Source organism: Sulfitobacter sp. G21635-S1 (genome assembly GCF_027213915.1).
Classification (GTDB): Bacteria; Pseudomonadota; Alphaproteobacteria; order Rhodobacterales; family Rhodobacteraceae; genus Sulfitobacter.
On sequence record NZ_JAPWGV010000022.1, the window covers coordinates 93,357 to 108,691 of the forward strand.

Annotated in this window: 14 protein-coding genes and 2 tRNA genes; 2 read left to right on the forward strand and 14 right to left on the reverse strand. The window is 60.5% G+C overall.

Annotated elements, in window-relative coordinates; translation table 11 throughout:
- Positions 1-4: 4 nt before the first annotated feature.
- The 3 genes from O4H53_RS19560 to O4H53_RS19570 all read right to left on the reverse strand — a co-directional run bounded on the left by O4H53_RS19560 (position 5) and on the right by O4H53_RS19570 (position 4,376).
- Positions 5-1,015, reverse strand: a complete 1,011-nt coding sequence (locus tag O4H53_RS19560; RefSeq protein ID WP_269366474.1) for an SPOR domain-containing protein — start codon at positions 1,013-1,015, stop codon at positions 5-7.
- A gap of 78 nt (positions 1,016-1,093) precedes the next feature.
- The gene (argS, locus tag O4H53_RS19565; RefSeq protein ID WP_269366476.1) at positions 1,094-2,839 is read right to left on the reverse strand and encodes an arginine--tRNA ligase; all 1,746 of its coding nucleotides are present in this window, start codon (positions 2,837-2,839) and stop codon (positions 1,094-1,096) included.
- A 337-nt stretch (positions 2,840-3,176) separates the two neighbouring features.
- Positions 3,177-4,376, reverse strand: coding sequence for a deoxyguanosinetriphosphate triphosphohydrolase (locus tag O4H53_RS19570; RefSeq protein ID WP_269366478.1), 1,200 nt, complete (start codon positions 4,374-4,376; stop codon positions 3,177-3,179).
- 92 nt (positions 4,377-4,468) lie between these two features.
- Here O4H53_RS19570 and O4H53_RS19575 point away from each other — a divergent pair, with 92 nt between their 5' ends.
- Positions 4,469-4,792, forward strand: a complete 324-nt coding sequence (locus O4H53_RS19575) for a HesB/IscA family protein (protein WP_269366480.1) — start codon at positions 4,469-4,471, stop codon at positions 4,790-4,792.
- Positions 4,793-4,917: 125 nt separating this feature from the next.
- Positions 4,918-5,727 (forward strand): exodeoxyribonuclease III, encoded by an 810-nt coding sequence (gene xth / locus O4H53_RS19580; RefSeq protein WP_269366482.1) that lies wholly within the window; start codon positions 4,918-4,920, stop codon positions 5,725-5,727.
- 76 nt (positions 5,728-5,803) lie between these two features.
- Here the strand turns inward: xth and O4H53_RS19585 are convergent, their stop codons facing one another.
- The 11 genes from O4H53_RS19585 to O4H53_RS19635 all read right to left on the reverse strand — a co-directional run bounded on the left by O4H53_RS19585 (position 5,804) and on the right by O4H53_RS19635 (position 14,728).
- Positions 5,804-6,478: an HAD family hydrolase gene (locus O4H53_RS19585; RefSeq protein ID WP_269366484.1), complete on the reverse strand. Its 675-nt coding sequence runs from the start codon at positions 6,476-6,478 to the stop codon at positions 5,804-5,806.
- Positions 6,475-7,173, reverse strand: coding sequence for an acylneuraminate cytidylyltransferase family protein (locus tag O4H53_RS19590; protein ID WP_269366486.1), 699 nt, complete (start codon positions 7,171-7,173; stop codon positions 6,475-6,477). The genes O4H53_RS19585 and O4H53_RS19590 overlap by 4 nt, the downstream gene beginning before the upstream one ends.
- Before the next feature lie 7 nt (positions 7,174-7,180).
- The gene (locus O4H53_RS19595) at positions 7,181-8,692 is read right to left on the reverse strand and encodes an aldolase catalytic domain-containing protein (RefSeq protein ID WP_269366488.1); all 1,512 of its coding nucleotides are present in this window, start codon (positions 8,690-8,692) and stop codon (positions 7,181-7,183) included.
- Positions 8,693-8,855: 163 nt separating this feature from the next.
- Positions 8,856-9,626: a hypothetical protein gene (locus O4H53_RS19600; RefSeq protein WP_269366490.1), complete on the reverse strand. Its 771-nt coding sequence runs from the start codon at positions 9,624-9,626 to the stop codon at positions 8,856-8,858.
- 22 nt (positions 9,627-9,648) lie between these two features.
- On the reverse strand, positions 9,649-10,743 hold the full coding sequence (locus tag O4H53_RS19605; protein WP_269366491.1) for a GSCFA domain-containing protein: 1,095 nt from the start codon (positions 10,741-10,743) through the stop codon (positions 9,649-9,651).
- Between the two features lie 76 nt (positions 10,744-10,819).
- On the reverse strand, positions 10,820-11,896 hold the full coding sequence (locus tag O4H53_RS19610; protein WP_269366492.1) for a hypothetical protein: 1,077 nt from the start codon (positions 11,894-11,896) through the stop codon (positions 10,820-10,822).
- Between the two features lie 671 nt (positions 11,897-12,567).
- Positions 12,568-12,643, reverse strand: a tRNA-Val gene (locus tag O4H53_RS19615).
- 35 nt (positions 12,644-12,678) lie between these two features.
- The gene (locus O4H53_RS19620; RefSeq protein ID WP_269366494.1) at positions 12,679-13,242 is read right to left on the reverse strand and encodes a histidine phosphatase family protein; all 564 of its coding nucleotides are present in this window, start codon (positions 13,240-13,242) and stop codon (positions 12,679-12,681) included.
- A 5-nt stretch (positions 13,243-13,247) separates the two neighbouring features.
- A complete protein-coding gene (locus tag O4H53_RS19625; RefSeq protein WP_269366496.1) occupies positions 13,248-13,871 on the reverse strand; it encodes a histidine phosphatase family protein in 624 nt (207 codons plus the stop codon).
- A 337-nt stretch (positions 13,872-14,208) separates the two neighbouring features.
- Positions 14,209-14,283: transfer RNA gene (locus O4H53_RS19630), tRNA-Val, on the reverse strand.
- 58 nt (positions 14,284-14,341) lie between these two features.
- Positions 14,342-14,728 (reverse strand): HU family DNA-binding protein, encoded by a 387-nt coding sequence (locus tag O4H53_RS19635; protein WP_269366498.1) that lies wholly within the window; start codon positions 14,726-14,728, stop codon positions 14,342-14,344.
- Between the last annotated feature and the right edge of the window lie 607 nt (positions 14,729-15,335).

A 15,335-nucleotide genomic window follows, 5' to 3' on the forward strand; every position in this document is an offset into this window, starting at 1 on the left:
GGCATCAGCGTGTTACCACGGGAATGCAATCGGCATTCTCTGCCACCAGCGCCGAACAGAAGCGGCGCGCATCGGCGATGTCTTCAAAGCCCATGGCGCGCAGGCGGTAGAACACCCGCCCTCCGCTGGAGGCCTTTTGCACCACCCGTTTCTTGTCACCCAGATAGGCGCTGAACCGGTTCTGCAGCTGATCCCATTGCTCGCGCGCCACCTCGGCGCTGTCGAAAGCGCCCAGCTGCGCCAGCCGGGTGCCTGCGGGCAGATTGGCGGCATCCACTTCTTCCGACGCGGTATCGGCGCTTTGTGTGGTCAGCGCCGCCGGGGTGACAACGGCGCGGGTGGCGGGGCGCCGCTTGGGACGCAGGGAATGGCGCACGCCGGGCCCGTCGATCACGCTGGCAAGGCGTTCTTCGGATTCGACAACCTCGGCCACCACATCCTGGGTGACCTCGGCCACGATGGCATCGGTTTCATCCTCGATCCCGGTCAGCGGGGCGACACCATCTGTCAGCTTGGCCACCAGATCATCCACCTCCCCGCTGGCAAGCGCGCTTGCCACCTCATCGGCCGAAACCTGCGCGGCAGGTGCCGCGGCGGCGGGCGCTTGCGGCTGTGGCGCATCTGTCACCATGGCCGCCTGAACCACCTGATCCTCATCGGACAGATCGACAGGTCTGGGGGCCAGACGCAGCTGATCGGCGGGCCGGCCGGCACTGCCTTCGGCGGCGATCACATTGACGGACAATCCCTGATGATCGGCCAGTTCGCCGCCCGGATCTTCGGGGCGGATGCGCATTTCGCCGCTGGCCGCCCGGACCACGGGAATGCCGCTGACGTCGCGGACAAGCAGTTTGTACCCCCAGACCCCGATCCCCGCAATCAGCGCCAGCGACACCATGGCACCCGCCAGATTTGTCAGCTTTTTCAAGCTTCTGGCGGTGGATGTCAGGCCGGAATCGGCTGCGGATTCAAAGGAGTAATCCCCCGCCATGGGGGAAGAGGTGAATTCTGCCATTTTTGCCTCACTGCCCGCGAGATACATCGCCGCGCGGGTCTGGATATGGGGTTGCCTGTCAGCGCCGTTGCTCGTGCGTTATCGCATCTCTTGCGCCGGAGTGACCCCAAGAATACCAAGACCTGCCGCAATTACAATCGCTGCGGACCGCGCGAGCGCAATTTTTGCCATCGTGGCCTTCGGGTTGTCCTCCTGCAGGAAGCGGAGCGAAGGCACCTCATTGCCCCGGTTCCACAATCCGTGGAATTCTCCGGCCAGTTCGTAAAGATAGAAGGCCACCCGATGCGGCTCATTGGTCCGGGCGGCAATTTCCACCAGCCGGGGCCATTCGCCGATCTTGCGCAGCAGGGCAATCTCCGCCTCGTGATCCAGAAGCGTCAGATCCGCCTGTGCCAGCGCCGCATCGTCGAGCGTCATGCCGGCCTCTGCCGCCTTGCGCAGCACGGAGGACACCCGCGCATGGGCATATTGCACATAGAACACCGGGTTCTCGCGCGATTGCTCAAGCACCTTGTCGAAATCGAAATCCAGCATCGCATCGTTCTTGCGGGTCAGCATGACGAAGCGGGTCACATCCGGCCCCACCTGATCCACCACGTCGCGCAGGGTCACAAAGGTCCCTGCCCGTTTCGACATCTTGAACGGCTCGCCGTTCTTGAACAGTTTCACCAGCTGGGTCAGCTTGATGTCGAGCGGCACCTTGCCCCCCGACAGCGCCGAAACAGCCGCCTTCATCCGTTTGACATAGCCGCCGTGATCGGCGCCGAAGACGTCGATCAACAGGTCGAACCCGCGCTGCACCTTGTCATAGTGATAGGCGATGTCGGGCGCGAAATAGGTCCAGCCGCCATCGGATTTCATCACCGGACGGTCCACGTCGTCGCCATGTTCGGTGGATCTGAACAGGGTCTGCTCGCGCGGTTCCCAATCTTCGGGCTTCTTGCCCTTGGGCGGCTCCAGCACGCCCTCATAGATCAGGCCCTTGCCCTTGAGGTCTTCCAGCGCCGCTTCGATCCGGCCGGTGCCGTAAAGCGACTTTTCCGAATAGAAGACGTCCATCTCGACGCCCAGCGACTTCAGGTCGGCGCGAATGAGGTCCATCATCGCATCGGTGGCAAAGTTGCGCACGTCTTCCAGCCAGAATTGCTCGCCCTTGTCGAGATAGGCATCGCCCACCTTGGCCTTCAGCGCCTCGCCCACCGCGATCAGGTAATCACCGGGATAGGTGCCGTCCGGAAAGGCGACCTCCTGGCCATGCGCTTCGAGGTAGCGCAGGTAGACCGAGCGCGCCAGCACATCGACCTGCGCGCCGCCGTCGTTGATGTAATATTCACGGGTCACGTCAAAGCCTGCGAAGTCCAGCAGGCTGGCCAGCGCATCGCCAAAGACCGCACCCCGGGTATGGCCCACATGCAGCGGGCCGGTGGGGTTGGCGGAAACATATTCCACATTCACCCTGCGCCCCGCGCCAAGGCTGCCGCGCCCGAAATCGGTGCCCTCTGCCAGCACCGCGCCCGCGATGCCCTGCCAGACGGAGGGCGCAAGCCGCAGGTTCAGGAACCCCGGCCCCGCCACCTCTGCCGAGGTGATGCGCGGATCATCGGTCAGCTTTGCGGCCAGCGCATCGGCAATGTCGCGCGGTTTCATCGCGGCGGGCTTTGCCAGCACCATCGCGGCATTGGTCGCCATGTCGCCATGCGCAGGATCGCGCGGCGGTTCCGCCGTGATCGGGTCGGTGTTCAGGCCCCCGGGCAGCACGCCCTCGGCGACCAGTTGGCCAAGGCAGTTCAGGATCACATCGCGGATGTCGGCAAATAGGTTCATTGGAAAGTTCCTTCGTCTCAGGCTCGTCTATCATCTTGCCGGGGACAGTCAATCGGGACGGGCCGCGCGGGGCGGATGCCGGGCGATCCTGACCCGGCCATCAAGCCGTTCCCCCGCAAGCCGGACCTTGGACGCGATGCGTATTGAGGACTGGTGAGTGGGCATCGCTGCCCTGTCCAACATCCGAAAACAGGTCACGACGCCTCCGCCAAGGCGATGCCCTGGCTCTGTCGGTGACGCGGGCGGTTCGGGCGCTGCCAAAGCTTTGCTTTGGCAATTGGGCTTCACTTTGAAAACGCAAGTTGGGCTCTTTGCCAACCTTCGCAGCGGCAGCTGCTCAGGAGGTGCCGATCAGCCGCGCATGCTCCTGCAGGGCGAAACGGTCGGTCATGCCGGCAATATAATCCGACACCATGCGCGCCAGCGTGGTCCGGTCCTGCGCCGCCTCCTCGATTTGGCGCGCCCAATGGCGCGGCATCAGGTCGGGCTGTGCCAGAAACAGCGGAAACAGCTCCTCCACCACCTTGGTGACACGGGCCCGCTCTGCCATCACCTGGGGCGCGCGGTACATGCGCGCAAAGAGGAAATCGCGGATCTGGCGCAGATCCCGCCACATCGCGGGTGAAAAACGGATCACCGGGCGGCCCAGATGGCGGATCTCTGCGGGGCTTTGCGCCCCCGACCCTTCCAGCAGCGCCCGTGACGTGTCGATCACATCCGCAACCATCACCCCGAACACCCGCCGCAGCGCCTCGTGCCGCCGCCGGTAGCTGTCAGTCTCGGGATAAAGCCTGTCCACCTGCGCATAGGCCGGCCCGACCAGCGGCAGTTCGGCAATCTCATCCTCGGTGAACAGCCCCGCGCGCAGCCCGTCATGCAGATCGTGGTTGTTATAGGCGATGTCATCGGAAAGCGCCGCCACCTGTGCCTCGGCACTGGCGTGGGTATGAAGCTCAAGGTCATGCTGGGCGTCATATTCCGCCAGCGCATAGGGCAGTTCGCCCACAATCTGGCCATCGCCCCGCAGGGGCGTCACAGGGCCATCGCCCCGCAGGGGCGTCACAGGACCATTATGCTTGGCAATGCCTTCCAGCGTGTCCCAAGTCAGGTTCAGCCCGTCGAATTCGGCATAATGGCGTTCCAGCCGGGTCACGATGCGGATCGCCTGGGCGTTGTGATCAAACCCGCCATAGGGGGCCATCAGCGCATGCAGCGCATCCTCTCCGGTATGGCCAAAGGGCGTGTGGCCCAGATCATGCGCCAGCGCCACCGCCTCGGTCAGCTCGCCATTCAGCCCCAGCGCCCCGGCGATGGTGCGCGCCACCTGCGCCACCTCGATCGAATGGGTCAGCCGGGTGCGATAATAATCACCCTCATGTTCCACAAAAACCTGGGTCTTGTGCTTGAGCCTGCGAAAGGCGCTGGCATGAATGATCCTGTCCCGGTCCCGCTGATAGCAGGAACGAAACGTGCTTTCCTCCTCCGCCACACGCCGTCCCCGGGCGCGCGTCGGATCAGAGGCATAGGGCGCGTGCATCTGGCCGGTCCTTGTAGCCTGTCCTGCGGACTTCTATATTGCAAGCAACCGGGGATGAAAACCGGCCCAGCACTGCAGAACGGAGACGCGCCATGAACCTGCCGCCCAAAGTCACCTCCCGCGCCTTTGAACGCCTGGCCGAGATCGGCGCAGGCGATCAGGGCAAGGCATTGCGCGTCGCGGTCGAAGGTGGCGGCTGCTCCGGCTTTCAATATGACATCGCACTGGATGACCCCAGGGAAGATGACCTGATCCTGGAAGGATCGGGGCAAAAGGTGGTGGTGGACAGCATCTCGCTGCCCTTCCTCGCCAATGCGGTGATTGATTTTTCCGAAGAGCTGATCGGCGCGCGCTTCGTGATCGAGAATCCGAATGCCACCTCCGCCTGCGGCTGCGGCACCTCCTTCTCGATGTAGGATCGGCGGGTCCTGAGCCCCGGATCCGGCCCCGGCCTGCGCGCCCTTGCCAGATCGCCGTCCCTGCCCCTTGCCCCGCTGCCCCAGATCGGCGATAGCTCCCTCAGCCTGCAGGGAGTAAGATGATGAAAATTGCCACCTTCAACATCAATGGCATCAAGGCCCGTGCCGAGGCCCTGCCCGCCTGGCTGGACGAGGCGCAGCCCGATGTGGTGCTTTTGCAAGAGATCAAGTCGGTGGACGAGGCCTTTCCCCGCGAAATCTTCGAGGAGCGCGGCTATAACGTCGAAACCCACGGCCAGAAATCCTTCAACGGCGTGGCGATCCTGTCAAAACACCCGCTGGAGGATGTGACCCGCGGGTTGCCCGGCGATGCGGCAGACGAACAAGCCCGCTATATCGAGGCCACGATTGTCGGCGAAAACGCGGCACTGCGCCTCTGCGGGCTCTACCTGCCCAACGGCAACCCGGTGGAGCTGGACGCAAATGGGGCACCGGTCGCGGGGGGCAAATTCGCCTATAAACTGGGCTGGATGGACCGGCTGCGCGCCCGCGCCGAATGCCTGCTGGCCGAGGAAACGCCCTTTCTGATGGCGGGCGATTACAACATCATCCCCCAGGCCGAGGATGCGGCCAAACCGGAAAGCTGGCGCGACGATGCGCTGTTCCGCCCCGAGTCCCGCGAAAAGTGGCGCAGGCTGCTGAACCTGGGCCTGACCGAGGCCTTCCGCGCCCGCACCCAGGGCCCCGGCCACTACAGTTTCTGGGATTACCAGGCCGGCGCCTGGAACCGCAACAACGGCATCCGGATCGACCATTTCCTGCTGTCCCCCGCCTGCGCCGACCTGCTGCGCGACTGCCAGATCGACCGCGACATCCGCGGCCGCGACAAACCTTCGGACCACGTCCCGGTCTGGGTCGATCTGGATCTTTGAAGGGGTTTGGGGGGAGCGAGATGGCGGAGCGTATCCGCCGTTAGACTGCGGTAACCAAAGCGGTCACCGCAATCCCTCAGCTGGCAAGATCGCCAACACCGGCAATTGTGATGATGTCGTTTTGCTCAACGTAGGTCGGCCAGTCGGCCAGGTCGGTCCAGCCGTGGACGAAGATGAAATCCAGCCCTGCGGCAGAGGCGGCTTCGTGGTCGAGACGGCTGTCACCCAGGAAAAGCGCCGGCCCGGAGATATTGCCGACCGAAAGCTCGCGGTCCAGGATCATGCTCTTGGTGTCCGGGCTTCCGAATATTCCGCCGTCGAACAGATCGGAAATGCCACGCGCCGCGAAAACTTCGCGCAGCTCGTTCTGGTCGCCTCCGGACACGATCAGCCAGTTGGCACCCCGGGTTTTACTCCGCAACTGCTCCAGGCCTGTGGCGATCCCGCAGTTCATCAGCCCGTCTCGAACGGTCTCTGCATAGATCTGGAGCAGTGCCTCGTGATCCGGGCCGTCACACCCCGGGACAGCACCTGCCCCATGTTCCGGCACAATCCGTTCAAGGAAATGCGCGAATTTGACGTATCGTGATATCCCGCCATTCGCCACATGATACGCGACCAGCGCATCAGCCGCCGCCGCGCCATAAGGCATTGCCGCGCTGCGAAAAGCGGCAGTCTTGACCTGGTTGGAATCAAGAACCACGCCGTCGCAATCGAACACCAGCGTACCGTAGTGTGACAGGTTTGTCATACGGACGCGATTCCTTGCAGAACCATGCTTTCAGCAATCTGGAAATCTACCGGCCAGTCGATATCCATACCTTCGATCTTGTCCATGCCGTAGATGAAGGGGTTACGGCCTATCCGGTCATCCTCGTCCCGGTAGATCGAAGCCGGCGCCAGAAATGCCGCGCTGTTGATTTCGTACAAGGTCGGCAAAGTTTGTGTCCGCGGCCATTTCTCAATGTTGCGGTCGTAATTGACCGGACCATCTTCGTTCCAGATGAAACCATGGATCACAGATGTGGTCATCAGTGAATCATGACCCTCGTCGAGAGCCTCCCGATACCGGGCGACAATGGAATCATAAGATGCAGCACTGACAAAGGGTGAGGTCACATGGGTCCACATGATATCGCCATCACCGATCAGTTCCAGCGCATGTGCGACCAGGTCATCGGTGCTGGTCTGGCTTGAAGACAATTCTTCGCAACGTTTGTGAAGAACGATCTTGTCAGAACCGAGGGTCGCGGCGTAGTCGAGAATTTCCTCATCATTGGTGGAAAGATAAATCTTTCCAATCCCCTTGGCTCCGATCAACTGTCGTAGCTTGACCTCGATCAGCCCGTTCGCAAACCCCGCGAAAGGCTTGATGTTTTTGCGCGGAACCCGCTCGCTGCCCTTTCGGCACGGCAAGAAACAATTGACCGGACTTGTTGAGCTCATGGCGGACCTATTCCAAGTAGCCATAAAGGCTGGCGGTAGCGATGGCATGGCGCGTGGGCGTCAATGAAAGCATCACATCTGAGGTATGGCCCTTGTATGCCGACAGGATTTCCGCCGTTTCCTCGTTGCGGCGGTCGCCCGCCGGGTATCCGTCGAACCCTGCCATCAAGATCCTCTTGGCACCGCCGCTGGTTGCGATGGCAAGGGAATAGGCCAGCACGAGCGGTGCGGGCACCTCGCAATGCGTGTCATGGAAATTGAAACGTCCCGGAGAAACCGCAAGCCCGAAATCCAGCACTTCCTTGTCTTGCAGATTTTTCCGCAGATCCTCGGGCAGCATTGAAAAGGGTGTGATCAGCGGTTGCGGCAGGCTTGTATGCAACTCGCAATCGGCCATCAGGCGCACCGGGTGGCAGGCGACACGCAGGTCGATCAGACCGGGATCAATGGCTGACTGAGTATTGAGCGACAAAACCAGCGGCTGCGTGCGTCGGATGTAATCCTCCAGCGCTGCGCGGTGTTCGGCAACGCCCGGCCCCGTGCCAAGAATGAGAACGTCCCGGCCGTCCATGATCTCTTTGGGCGACCAGGAACCCTGAGCCTCGCCCCGGTAAAAGGTGCGCGCACCGTTCAGCCGCTCCGAGCTGAATTTCGAGCCTCCCTCTTGGCGAAGGAAGTCGATCACGGCCAGGATGTCTTCCTCGCTGTAGCGGGCATCACCCATCATTTCCTGAATGTAGGTAGGATGAATCCCGTAATGCCCGGAGAGATAATAGTAGGGATTTGTGCCCCAGCCGTAATGAGTCTTCATAGGCTGGAATGTTTTGCGGATGATATTCATCAGCGGCACGAGATTTGCAGGTCGCCCACGAAGCGCCTCGGCCTCGATCACGAGTTCCTCGGTACGCGCATTGCCCGGTCCGCGGCCCATGCCGGTCACGGTTGCGTCAAGCCATGTCGCACCATCCGCGGCAGCGCGCAATGTGTTTGCCAGCGCACGGCCCATGTTGTCATGCGTATGAACCCCGATGGGGCCGTCCCACTCCTTGCGCATCCATCCGATGATGCGACCGACGTCATCCGGGGACATGCTGCCCATGCTGTCGGCGAAATAGAGCGCCTCGATCGGCCATTCCTTGGAGGTGCGGGCATAGTGTCGCACTTCCTCCTCGGAGCGTTCGGTGATCTGCATCAGGTTGAAACCGACCCTGTATCCGCGCTCTGTCAACCAGCCGACAGCCGGAAGCACCTGTTCGAATTCGCGGAAGTGGCAGGCGAACCGCACCAGGCTGACCGGTGTGGTATCCGCTTTTTCCGGGAACAGACGTTCGAGCGTGGGCACCAGACCAAGATCGGTCAGCAGGTCCCCGCCGTTCAGCATCACGCCGACTTCAAGCCCCTCGGGAATTGTGAGGGAGCGAATGAAATCATCTGTGGCAAAGGCGCAGGGCCCTTTGAATCCGGAGTTCTTGAGAAACCGAAATCCCAGCTCCACGATATCCACCTGAGCGGCTTTCATCGCCTCAAGATAACTGTTGATCAGGGGTGTGGAAAAATCCCAATCGTTGTAATAACCGCCGTCTCGAAATGTGCAGTCTAAAATCTTAATGTCCGACATCTGGACCTCTTTAGTTACTGAAAGTCGCTTATCGTCTATCGCTGTTCGCTGCAACCGACAGCTGTCAGCCGACCGCGCGTTCTGCCGGACGGTCCGCTTCCAGCAGCGTCAGCAGATCGGCAAGAACGATGTCGCCGTATTTGCTGTTCATATGCACGAAATCATCCTCGGGATGCGGCTTGCCTGCCTCCATCTTGACCGAATTGGTGTTGTAATCGAAATCGGTCGTGACGCGGTTGCCAGCAAGGGTCGCGTCGCTTTGTCTGTAGAATGAAATATTGCGTTCGTCACACCACTTCGCGCAATGGGCATACAAAGCGTCCAGAACCCTTCGCAGAAGAACAGAGTCCTTGAATTTGCCGAGATACTCTGGATTCTCCGCCACCAGCGGATCCGGGGTGAAGAAGAACTTCTTCGCAGGCGCGGCATCTGTCACAACCTGCATCAAGGCGCGCCCCAACCGCCGCTCCCACCATTCAGATATCTGTTCCGCCAAAACCGCATCAACGAAGGACTTTGACCGCCCTTCTATCGTTTTCAGGCGGTTCGTGATCTGGGAGGCAAAGTTGGAAAGTGTGACTGACATGCCATAGAAAACCACGACGTCAAAATCGGAAAGAGGGAGGTGGCCGTAGCGACCGGAAGAAATAATCTTGGAACGCTCGGGCGCCGGTGAAACCAACTGACCATCTGAATATTCAATCTTGCCAAAGAGGGTCCCCGCAGCCCCCCAATACACGACATCATAACCGGCTTCGGCAAAGTTCTTCATTCCGGTTTCCGATTGGGCCAGCGCACCCAGGTGGCTGTTACCGATAATACACATCTTGGGCATTCTGTGGAATTCTCCGGGCAAGTCAGTTAGGTGCGAAAGCTGCGAGGATCTCTTCCTCGCACTTGATGTCGTCGACGTCGGCCTCTGCCTCAAGCGCCGTCTCGACAGGTGCTGTCTTTTCGGCAGGCGCAGGCTGCGAAACATCGGCGGATGCGCTGTCTGTCGCGCTGTCCGAGATACCGGCGATGAAATGGCTCATAACGAAATCCACGCCCCTGCCCGAAACGGTGCGCATATTCGGATCGTAGAACATGCCGCGAAAACTCGGTGCCGTAATAATCTCGTAGGAGGGAAAATAATCTACCGAGTCCCAAGTGTCCGACACGGCACCCGCCACCGCACGCAAAACCGATTTGGAGTATGTTGTCGAAACCACCACGTGCTTGCCTGATGCTGTCGCGGTAAGCGGGACTGGTGAAACGGTGAGCAGAATGCGAACATCTGGGTTAACGTCCCGCAGCAATGTCAGGGCCTCTTGCAGATGGCCATGCACATCCGCGTAGCTGTAATTCCGGAAGACATGTGCTTGCGGATCGAAGGTGCCCGCGTTGGTGCCAGGGCAGGTTGCATAGGTATAGCCGTGCTGGGCGTTTTCCCAACTTTCCGTAAGGCCGAGGGTGAAGACGAACAGATCAGATTCTGTCAGAGCGCGACGGAAAGCGCTCAGGGTCTGCGCCCGAGAGGCGTGCATTTCTTCGGGAGATGCGAAACCACCGGGTTCGATCGCAGGACGGAAAGGATCGTAATAGCGGCCGTTCCGCTCCCATACTTCTTCGGGCGCTGTCTCATGGCCCAATGACCATTTAACCCATTGCAACAGTGCTTTGGCCGAATAGATGTTGCCGGTTCGAGCCGAGAACACACCATAGTTGAAGCGGCTATTCAACTTGTCGGAGACGAAACTGGCGCCGGGTTCGCAATCCAGCCAGGAGAAGCCATTGCGTCGCAGGGCGCGGCTGATGTGTTGTGCAAAACACGAGCCAAAGGTCACGACACTGTCTGTGGGCAAAAGCGCATGCTTCGGCGACCACAGATCGGATGTTTCAAGAGGATTGCGCTCGGAAACGGCGCTGCGCCAAAATGCTGGCGCTGGAAGATCGCTATAAGGATGGGACATCTGAAATACCTCGTTTGGTCGATAGGTGTTATCGCTTATCGAATCAAAACGTTCTGGGGAACGCTCTCCCCAACCTTCAAGAACGATTGACCTCCTGTACAGGATAGATCGCAAGAGCCGCATCCGTCAGGCGATCCACCGCCTCACCCAGGACCCTCAAGCTGTTTCGAAAGTAAATCTTGAAATCTGCGTCGGTTTGTTTATCGGGCTTGGTTGCGCAAAGCATAAGATGCACATTTCGATGTGAGATGCGCAGCTCTTGAAACAATGTGAGCTGTTGGGTTGTAGAAGCCACCGCATTCTTGAATATCTGCATCCCCTCATTTGCAACGACAGCAGCTTGTTCGACGTCTCCCTTACGTGCCAACAGCGCGCAGAGCATCAACAGCGTCATCGACAGATTGTAAGCAGGCGTAAAGAAGTTCGTAATACCTGCGGCACGCGATCGACAATGCTCCAGGGTAGCAAAGAACTCATCATGGCGCCGGAGAGCCAGTTCCAGATGCCACTTGGCACAGAGCAAGGAAATTTCGAGATGTTCGCGGTTGGTCCGGGGATGATTTGTGATTTCACATTCATCCACCCGCACAAGTTGCGTCTTGACATGTCTCAGTGCCTCTTCTTGCAGCGCGGGATCATTGATCTCAAGGGCCTTGTAGGTCATCACAACGGCGGCGCCGACCCGGTATGCCCGCTTGCCACTAAAGCTCTGCGAGAGCTGACGCGCCATGAAGTACTGCAACGCCTCGTCACCGAAACGGTGAATCTTTCTCAAGAACATCGCCTCATACGCCTTGTCATCACGCGGAAAGATCTCGGCAAGAAACGTTGCGACGGCGGGGTCCAGTGTCAACCAATCGGGCAAATCGCAAGTAACGGAACACAGCGGTTGATCGGAATGCTCCGGCAGCGGCAAGACGATTTCAAACGAATTTCCGGCATTTTTCTCAGCTGCTGCGTCAAGCCATGAGAAGGTTGCTGCGGCAGGGACTGATCGGTCGTCGTAATTCAAGCTCATTGAGATCGGAGCGGTTGCTGGAATGGCCGAAGGTTGCGCCCCGGCCGTTCCACTGAAGACAAGACCGCGCTGGGGATCATAAGCAATAGCGCCAACAACCATTTGAACCGTGGTCTCGTCATTCGTGTTACTCATCGGTCAATCCAGCTCCTTCTAAAGCCATCAGCGTATATGATTTCACTGCAAGACGGGCAAGGCCAAACGCCCTTTGGGCAATGGCGCCTCAGGTCCGGTCAACCGCAAAGCTGCGTCAGGTGCTAGACGATAACGCGCATTGGACCGATGTGAACTCCATGCTGGGGTACATGTCGGGGCGCATGGCAGAGCACGACGCGCCGCGCGATTCAGGACCCCATGAACGCCGAACCCATCTTGCCGCTGCCCGATGTTGGGAAACACATCTCGTGACTTGGGAAACAAGAACGGACACGAACGCCAGACCGATCATTTAGTCTAATATTTTCAGGTAGTTGATGGTGGGTCGTGAGAGGCTCGAACTCCAGACCCAGAGTGCCGCGCAGCGGCGCGCGTCGGTCGGGCCTGCAAGGGAAAGGCTCCCTATCATCTTGATCAAACGGTGAAGGATGGTGGGTCGTGAGAGGCTCGAACGCCAGACCCAGAGTGCCGCGCAGCGGTGCGCGTTGGTCGGGCTTTCAAGGCAACGTTACAGTTCGTCCAGTTCAAACGGTGAAGGATGGTGGGTCGTGAGAGGCTCGAACTCCAGACCCAGAGTGCCGCGCAGCGGCGCGCGTCGGTCGGGCCTGCAAGGGAAAGCCTCCCTATCATCTTGATCAAACGGTGAAGGATGGTGGGTCGTGAGAGGCTCGAACTCCCGACATCTTCGGTGTAAACGAAGCGCTCTACCAACTGAGCTAACGACCCGGCCCGGCTCTCTTAGCGCAAGGCGGGGGGCGGCTTCAAGCCCCTAAAGTCAGTCGGGTTTGCACCCCGCCGTCAACGTAGAATACAACCCCCTGCCCGCCGTCGATGACGCGCAGATCGCGGGGCGGGCGGCCGGTCAGGATCAGGCGCAGCATGCGCGAGGTGATGCCATGGGTCACCAGCACCGAGGGCTGCGTCAGCCGCGTCAGAAAGGCGCTGCAGCGGTCGTGCAGGGCCGCCAGCCCCTCGCCCCCCGGTGCCAGATCATAAAGCGCGAACCCGTCCTGCGCACCGGTCTGCGCGATCAGATCGGCGCGGGTTTCCCCGGCCCAGCCGCCGAGGCCGATTTCGGCCAGCGCCGCTTCGGTCTGCAGGGGGCCTGGAACGGCTTGCATCACGATGCGGGCGGTCTGCACCGCCCGGCCCTGCGGGCTGCTGAGGAGTTGGAAACCGGTCAGGTCGCGCGCTGCCAGGATCCGGCGCTGGGTCTCGGCCTGGGCCCTGCCCCGGTCGGTCAGATCGGCGTGGAAATGGCCCTGCAAGCGGCCCGAGGCGTTCCAGGTCGTCTCGCCATGGCGCAGGATATAGAGCGGCGGCATCCGGCTCACTCCGGCAGGTCCAGCCGTGTTTCCACCCCGTTTTCAAGCAGGTAGACGCAGCCTTGCAGGTTCGACAGGCGGCCTGCCTCGGCCAGCGGCAGGCCACGGGCCTCGGCCCGCAGCACCTGTCCCAGCAGCCCATGAGCGACAATGACAGTGGGGCCATCGAGGCTGCGCATGAAGTCGCGGATGCGGGCGTGAAACGCCGTCAGCCCCTCGCCGCCCTCGGCCGCCTCGTAGATCTCAAGCGCTGTGGGATCGGTGGCCGCCCAATCGGGATGCCGGGCCATGATCTCGTCGCGCAGCAGCCCCTGCCAGCGGCCCGCGTGGATTTCCATCAGCCGCGGGTCGGTCCGGTACGGCCTTTGCCCCAGTGCGATATCCGCCGTCTGCCGTGCCCGGCCAAGCGGAGAGGCAAAAAGCGCCGGCTCATCTGCAAGGATCGGGGGCATCAGCGCCGCCTGCCGCCGCGCCTCTGCCAGCCCCTGGTCGGTCAGCGGGGAATCGAGCTGGCCCTGCAGCCTCGATACCTTGTTCCATTCCGTTTGGCCGTGGCGCAGGAACCAGATTTTCGGATATGTCGTCACGTGATTGCCGCCTGCGTCGTTCCGTCGGGTGCAGACAGCCATATCCGGGGTGTTGCCGGATGGAAATGCCAAATTCCAACGCAGGTGTTTCGATGCCTAAGGGCGCGCGTCGGTCAGGTTCTCAGCAAGCCACCCGGTCAGAACATACGAAACGCAGGAAATATGGTGGGTGATAAGAGATTTGAACTCCTGACCCAGCTGCCCGCAGGGCGCGCGTCGGTCAGGCTCTCAGCAAGCCATCCGGTCAGAACATACGAAACGCGAGGAAATATGGTGGGTGATAAGAGATTTGAACTCCTGACCCAGAGTGCCCGCAGGGCGCGCGTCGGTCAGGCTCTCAGCAAGCCACCCGGTCAGATCTAACGAAACGCGAGGAAAATGGTGGGTGATAAGAGATTTGAACTCCTGACATCTTCGATGTGAACGAAGCGCTCTACCACTGAGCTAATCACCCTTGCCGCGCGAATTAGACAATCGCGCGGGCCGTTGCAAGAGGAGATGCGAAAAAGCTGTTACTCGGCCGCGTCGGGCAGCTTGTCGGACGGGCCGGGTTGCGGCGGTGCGGACTGGCGCACCTTGACCACCATGACGCGGCCATTCGGCATCTGCTTTTCACGGCGCACCTTGACCTTGCCAAAGGGCGGCAGGACCAGTTCGCGGTTGTCGGCCAGCGCTTCGCCCAGCACGGAAAGCAGGGATTCGACGACGGGCTTGGCGTCTTTCTTCTTGATGCCGGAGCGTTTCACGACCTGGTCGATCAGCTCTTTCTTGCGCATGACGGGGCCCAGGATCACCGATTGCGGTGCCTCCACGACGGTGGGTGTCGCTGCTGCGGCAGCGGCGGGCGCCTTGCCATCAATTGCGGTTACGGGGGCGGGTGTTGAGGATTTTGTTGCCACGGGGGTCTTTCTGGTCCGAGAGGACCGTGTTGATTTGGTTGCCATCATACTGCCTCGTAGGTTCTTGTGTTTTGGTTTTTCTACCATACCCCATGTTGTGAGAATATCAAAATCAGGGTGTTGGCCCCAAAATCCGCGTGACTGTGCCGATTTTGCGTGTTTTTGGTTCAAAACCGGCAAAAAACGCAGTGTTTCAGCTGGTTGCGCCCAGTTTCTGCCGCGCCGGTCACAGTCTTTCCTTGCCACCCGGGGCATCGGCCGGACCCTGCGCCGCCTGCCTGTGCCTGCCTGCGAATCCGCCATCCGGACAAAAACGCCCCGATGTGGATCGGGGCGCCAGATTGCTGACAAACCCGGAAACGGCTGCCGCCGGAGGTAAATCGTTCTTCTGCGTTCTGCGTTACGTTTTCGAACGAAGGGCCGCGCCCGAGCCTGGGAGGGCGCATTGAGACGCGCATTCGGATCGCCTCCCTTACAAATATCAATGTTGTCAGTGTAATACGAGAAGTCACCAAAAGCGCCCTCCCGGGGGGAGGGTCGGGCGCGGCCCGGGCTGACACCCGGGCCAAGGCTTGTGGCTGGCGTCGTGGAAGAACGATTTCGTTGT

What these genes read in the sequence shown, in the direction of transcription:
- O4H53_RS19560 (WP_269366474.1), bottom strand. Translation starts at nt 1,015, where the DNA reads ATGGCAGAATTCACCTCTTCCCCCATGGCGGGGGATTACTCCTTTGAA.
- argS (WP_269366476.1), bottom strand. Translation starts at nt 2,839, where the DNA reads ATGAACCTATTTGCCGACATCCGCGATGTGATCCTGAACTGCCTTGGC.
- O4H53_RS19570 (WP_269366478.1), bottom strand. Translation starts at nt 4,376, where the DNA reads ATGCACGCGCCCTATGCCTCTGATCCGACGCGCGCCCGGGGACGGCGT.
- O4H53_RS19575 (WP_269366480.1), top strand. Translation starts at nt 4,469, where the DNA reads ATGAACCTGCCGCCCAAAGTCACCTCCCGCGCCTTTGAACGCCTGGCC.
- xth (WP_269366482.1), top strand. Translation starts at nt 4,918, where the DNA reads ATGAAAATTGCCACCTTCAACATCAATGGCATCAAGGCCCGTGCCGAG.
- O4H53_RS19585 (WP_269366484.1), bottom strand. Translation starts at nt 6,478, where the DNA reads ATGACAAACCTGTCACACTACGGTACGCTGGTGTTCGATTGCGACGGC.
- O4H53_RS19590 (WP_269366486.1), bottom strand. Translation starts at nt 7,173, where the DNA reads ATGAGCTCAACAAGTCCGGTCAATTGTTTCTTGCCGTGCCGAAAGGGC.
- O4H53_RS19595 (WP_269366488.1), bottom strand. Translation starts at nt 8,692, where the DNA reads ATGAAAGCCGCTCAGGTGGATATCGTGGAGCTGGGATTTCGGTTTCTC.
- O4H53_RS19600 (WP_269366490.1), bottom strand. Translation starts at nt 9,626, where the DNA reads ATGCCCAAGATGTGTATTATCGGTAACAGCCACCTGGGTGCGCTGGCC.
- O4H53_RS19605 (WP_269366491.1), bottom strand. Translation starts at nt 10,743, where the DNA reads ATGTCCCATCCTTATAGCGATCTTCCAGCGCCAGCATTTTGGCGCAGC.
- O4H53_RS19610 (WP_269366492.1), bottom strand. Translation starts at nt 11,896, where the DNA reads ATGAGTAACACGAATGACGAGACCACGGTTCAAATGGTTGTTGGCGCT.
- O4H53_RS19620 (WP_269366494.1), bottom strand. Translation starts at nt 13,242, where the DNA reads ATGCCGCCGCTCTATATCCTGCGCCATGGCGAGACGACCTGGAACGCC.
- O4H53_RS19625 (WP_269366496.1), bottom strand. Translation starts at nt 13,871, where the DNA reads ATGGCTGTCTGCACCCGACGGAACGACGCAGGCGGCAATCACGTGACG.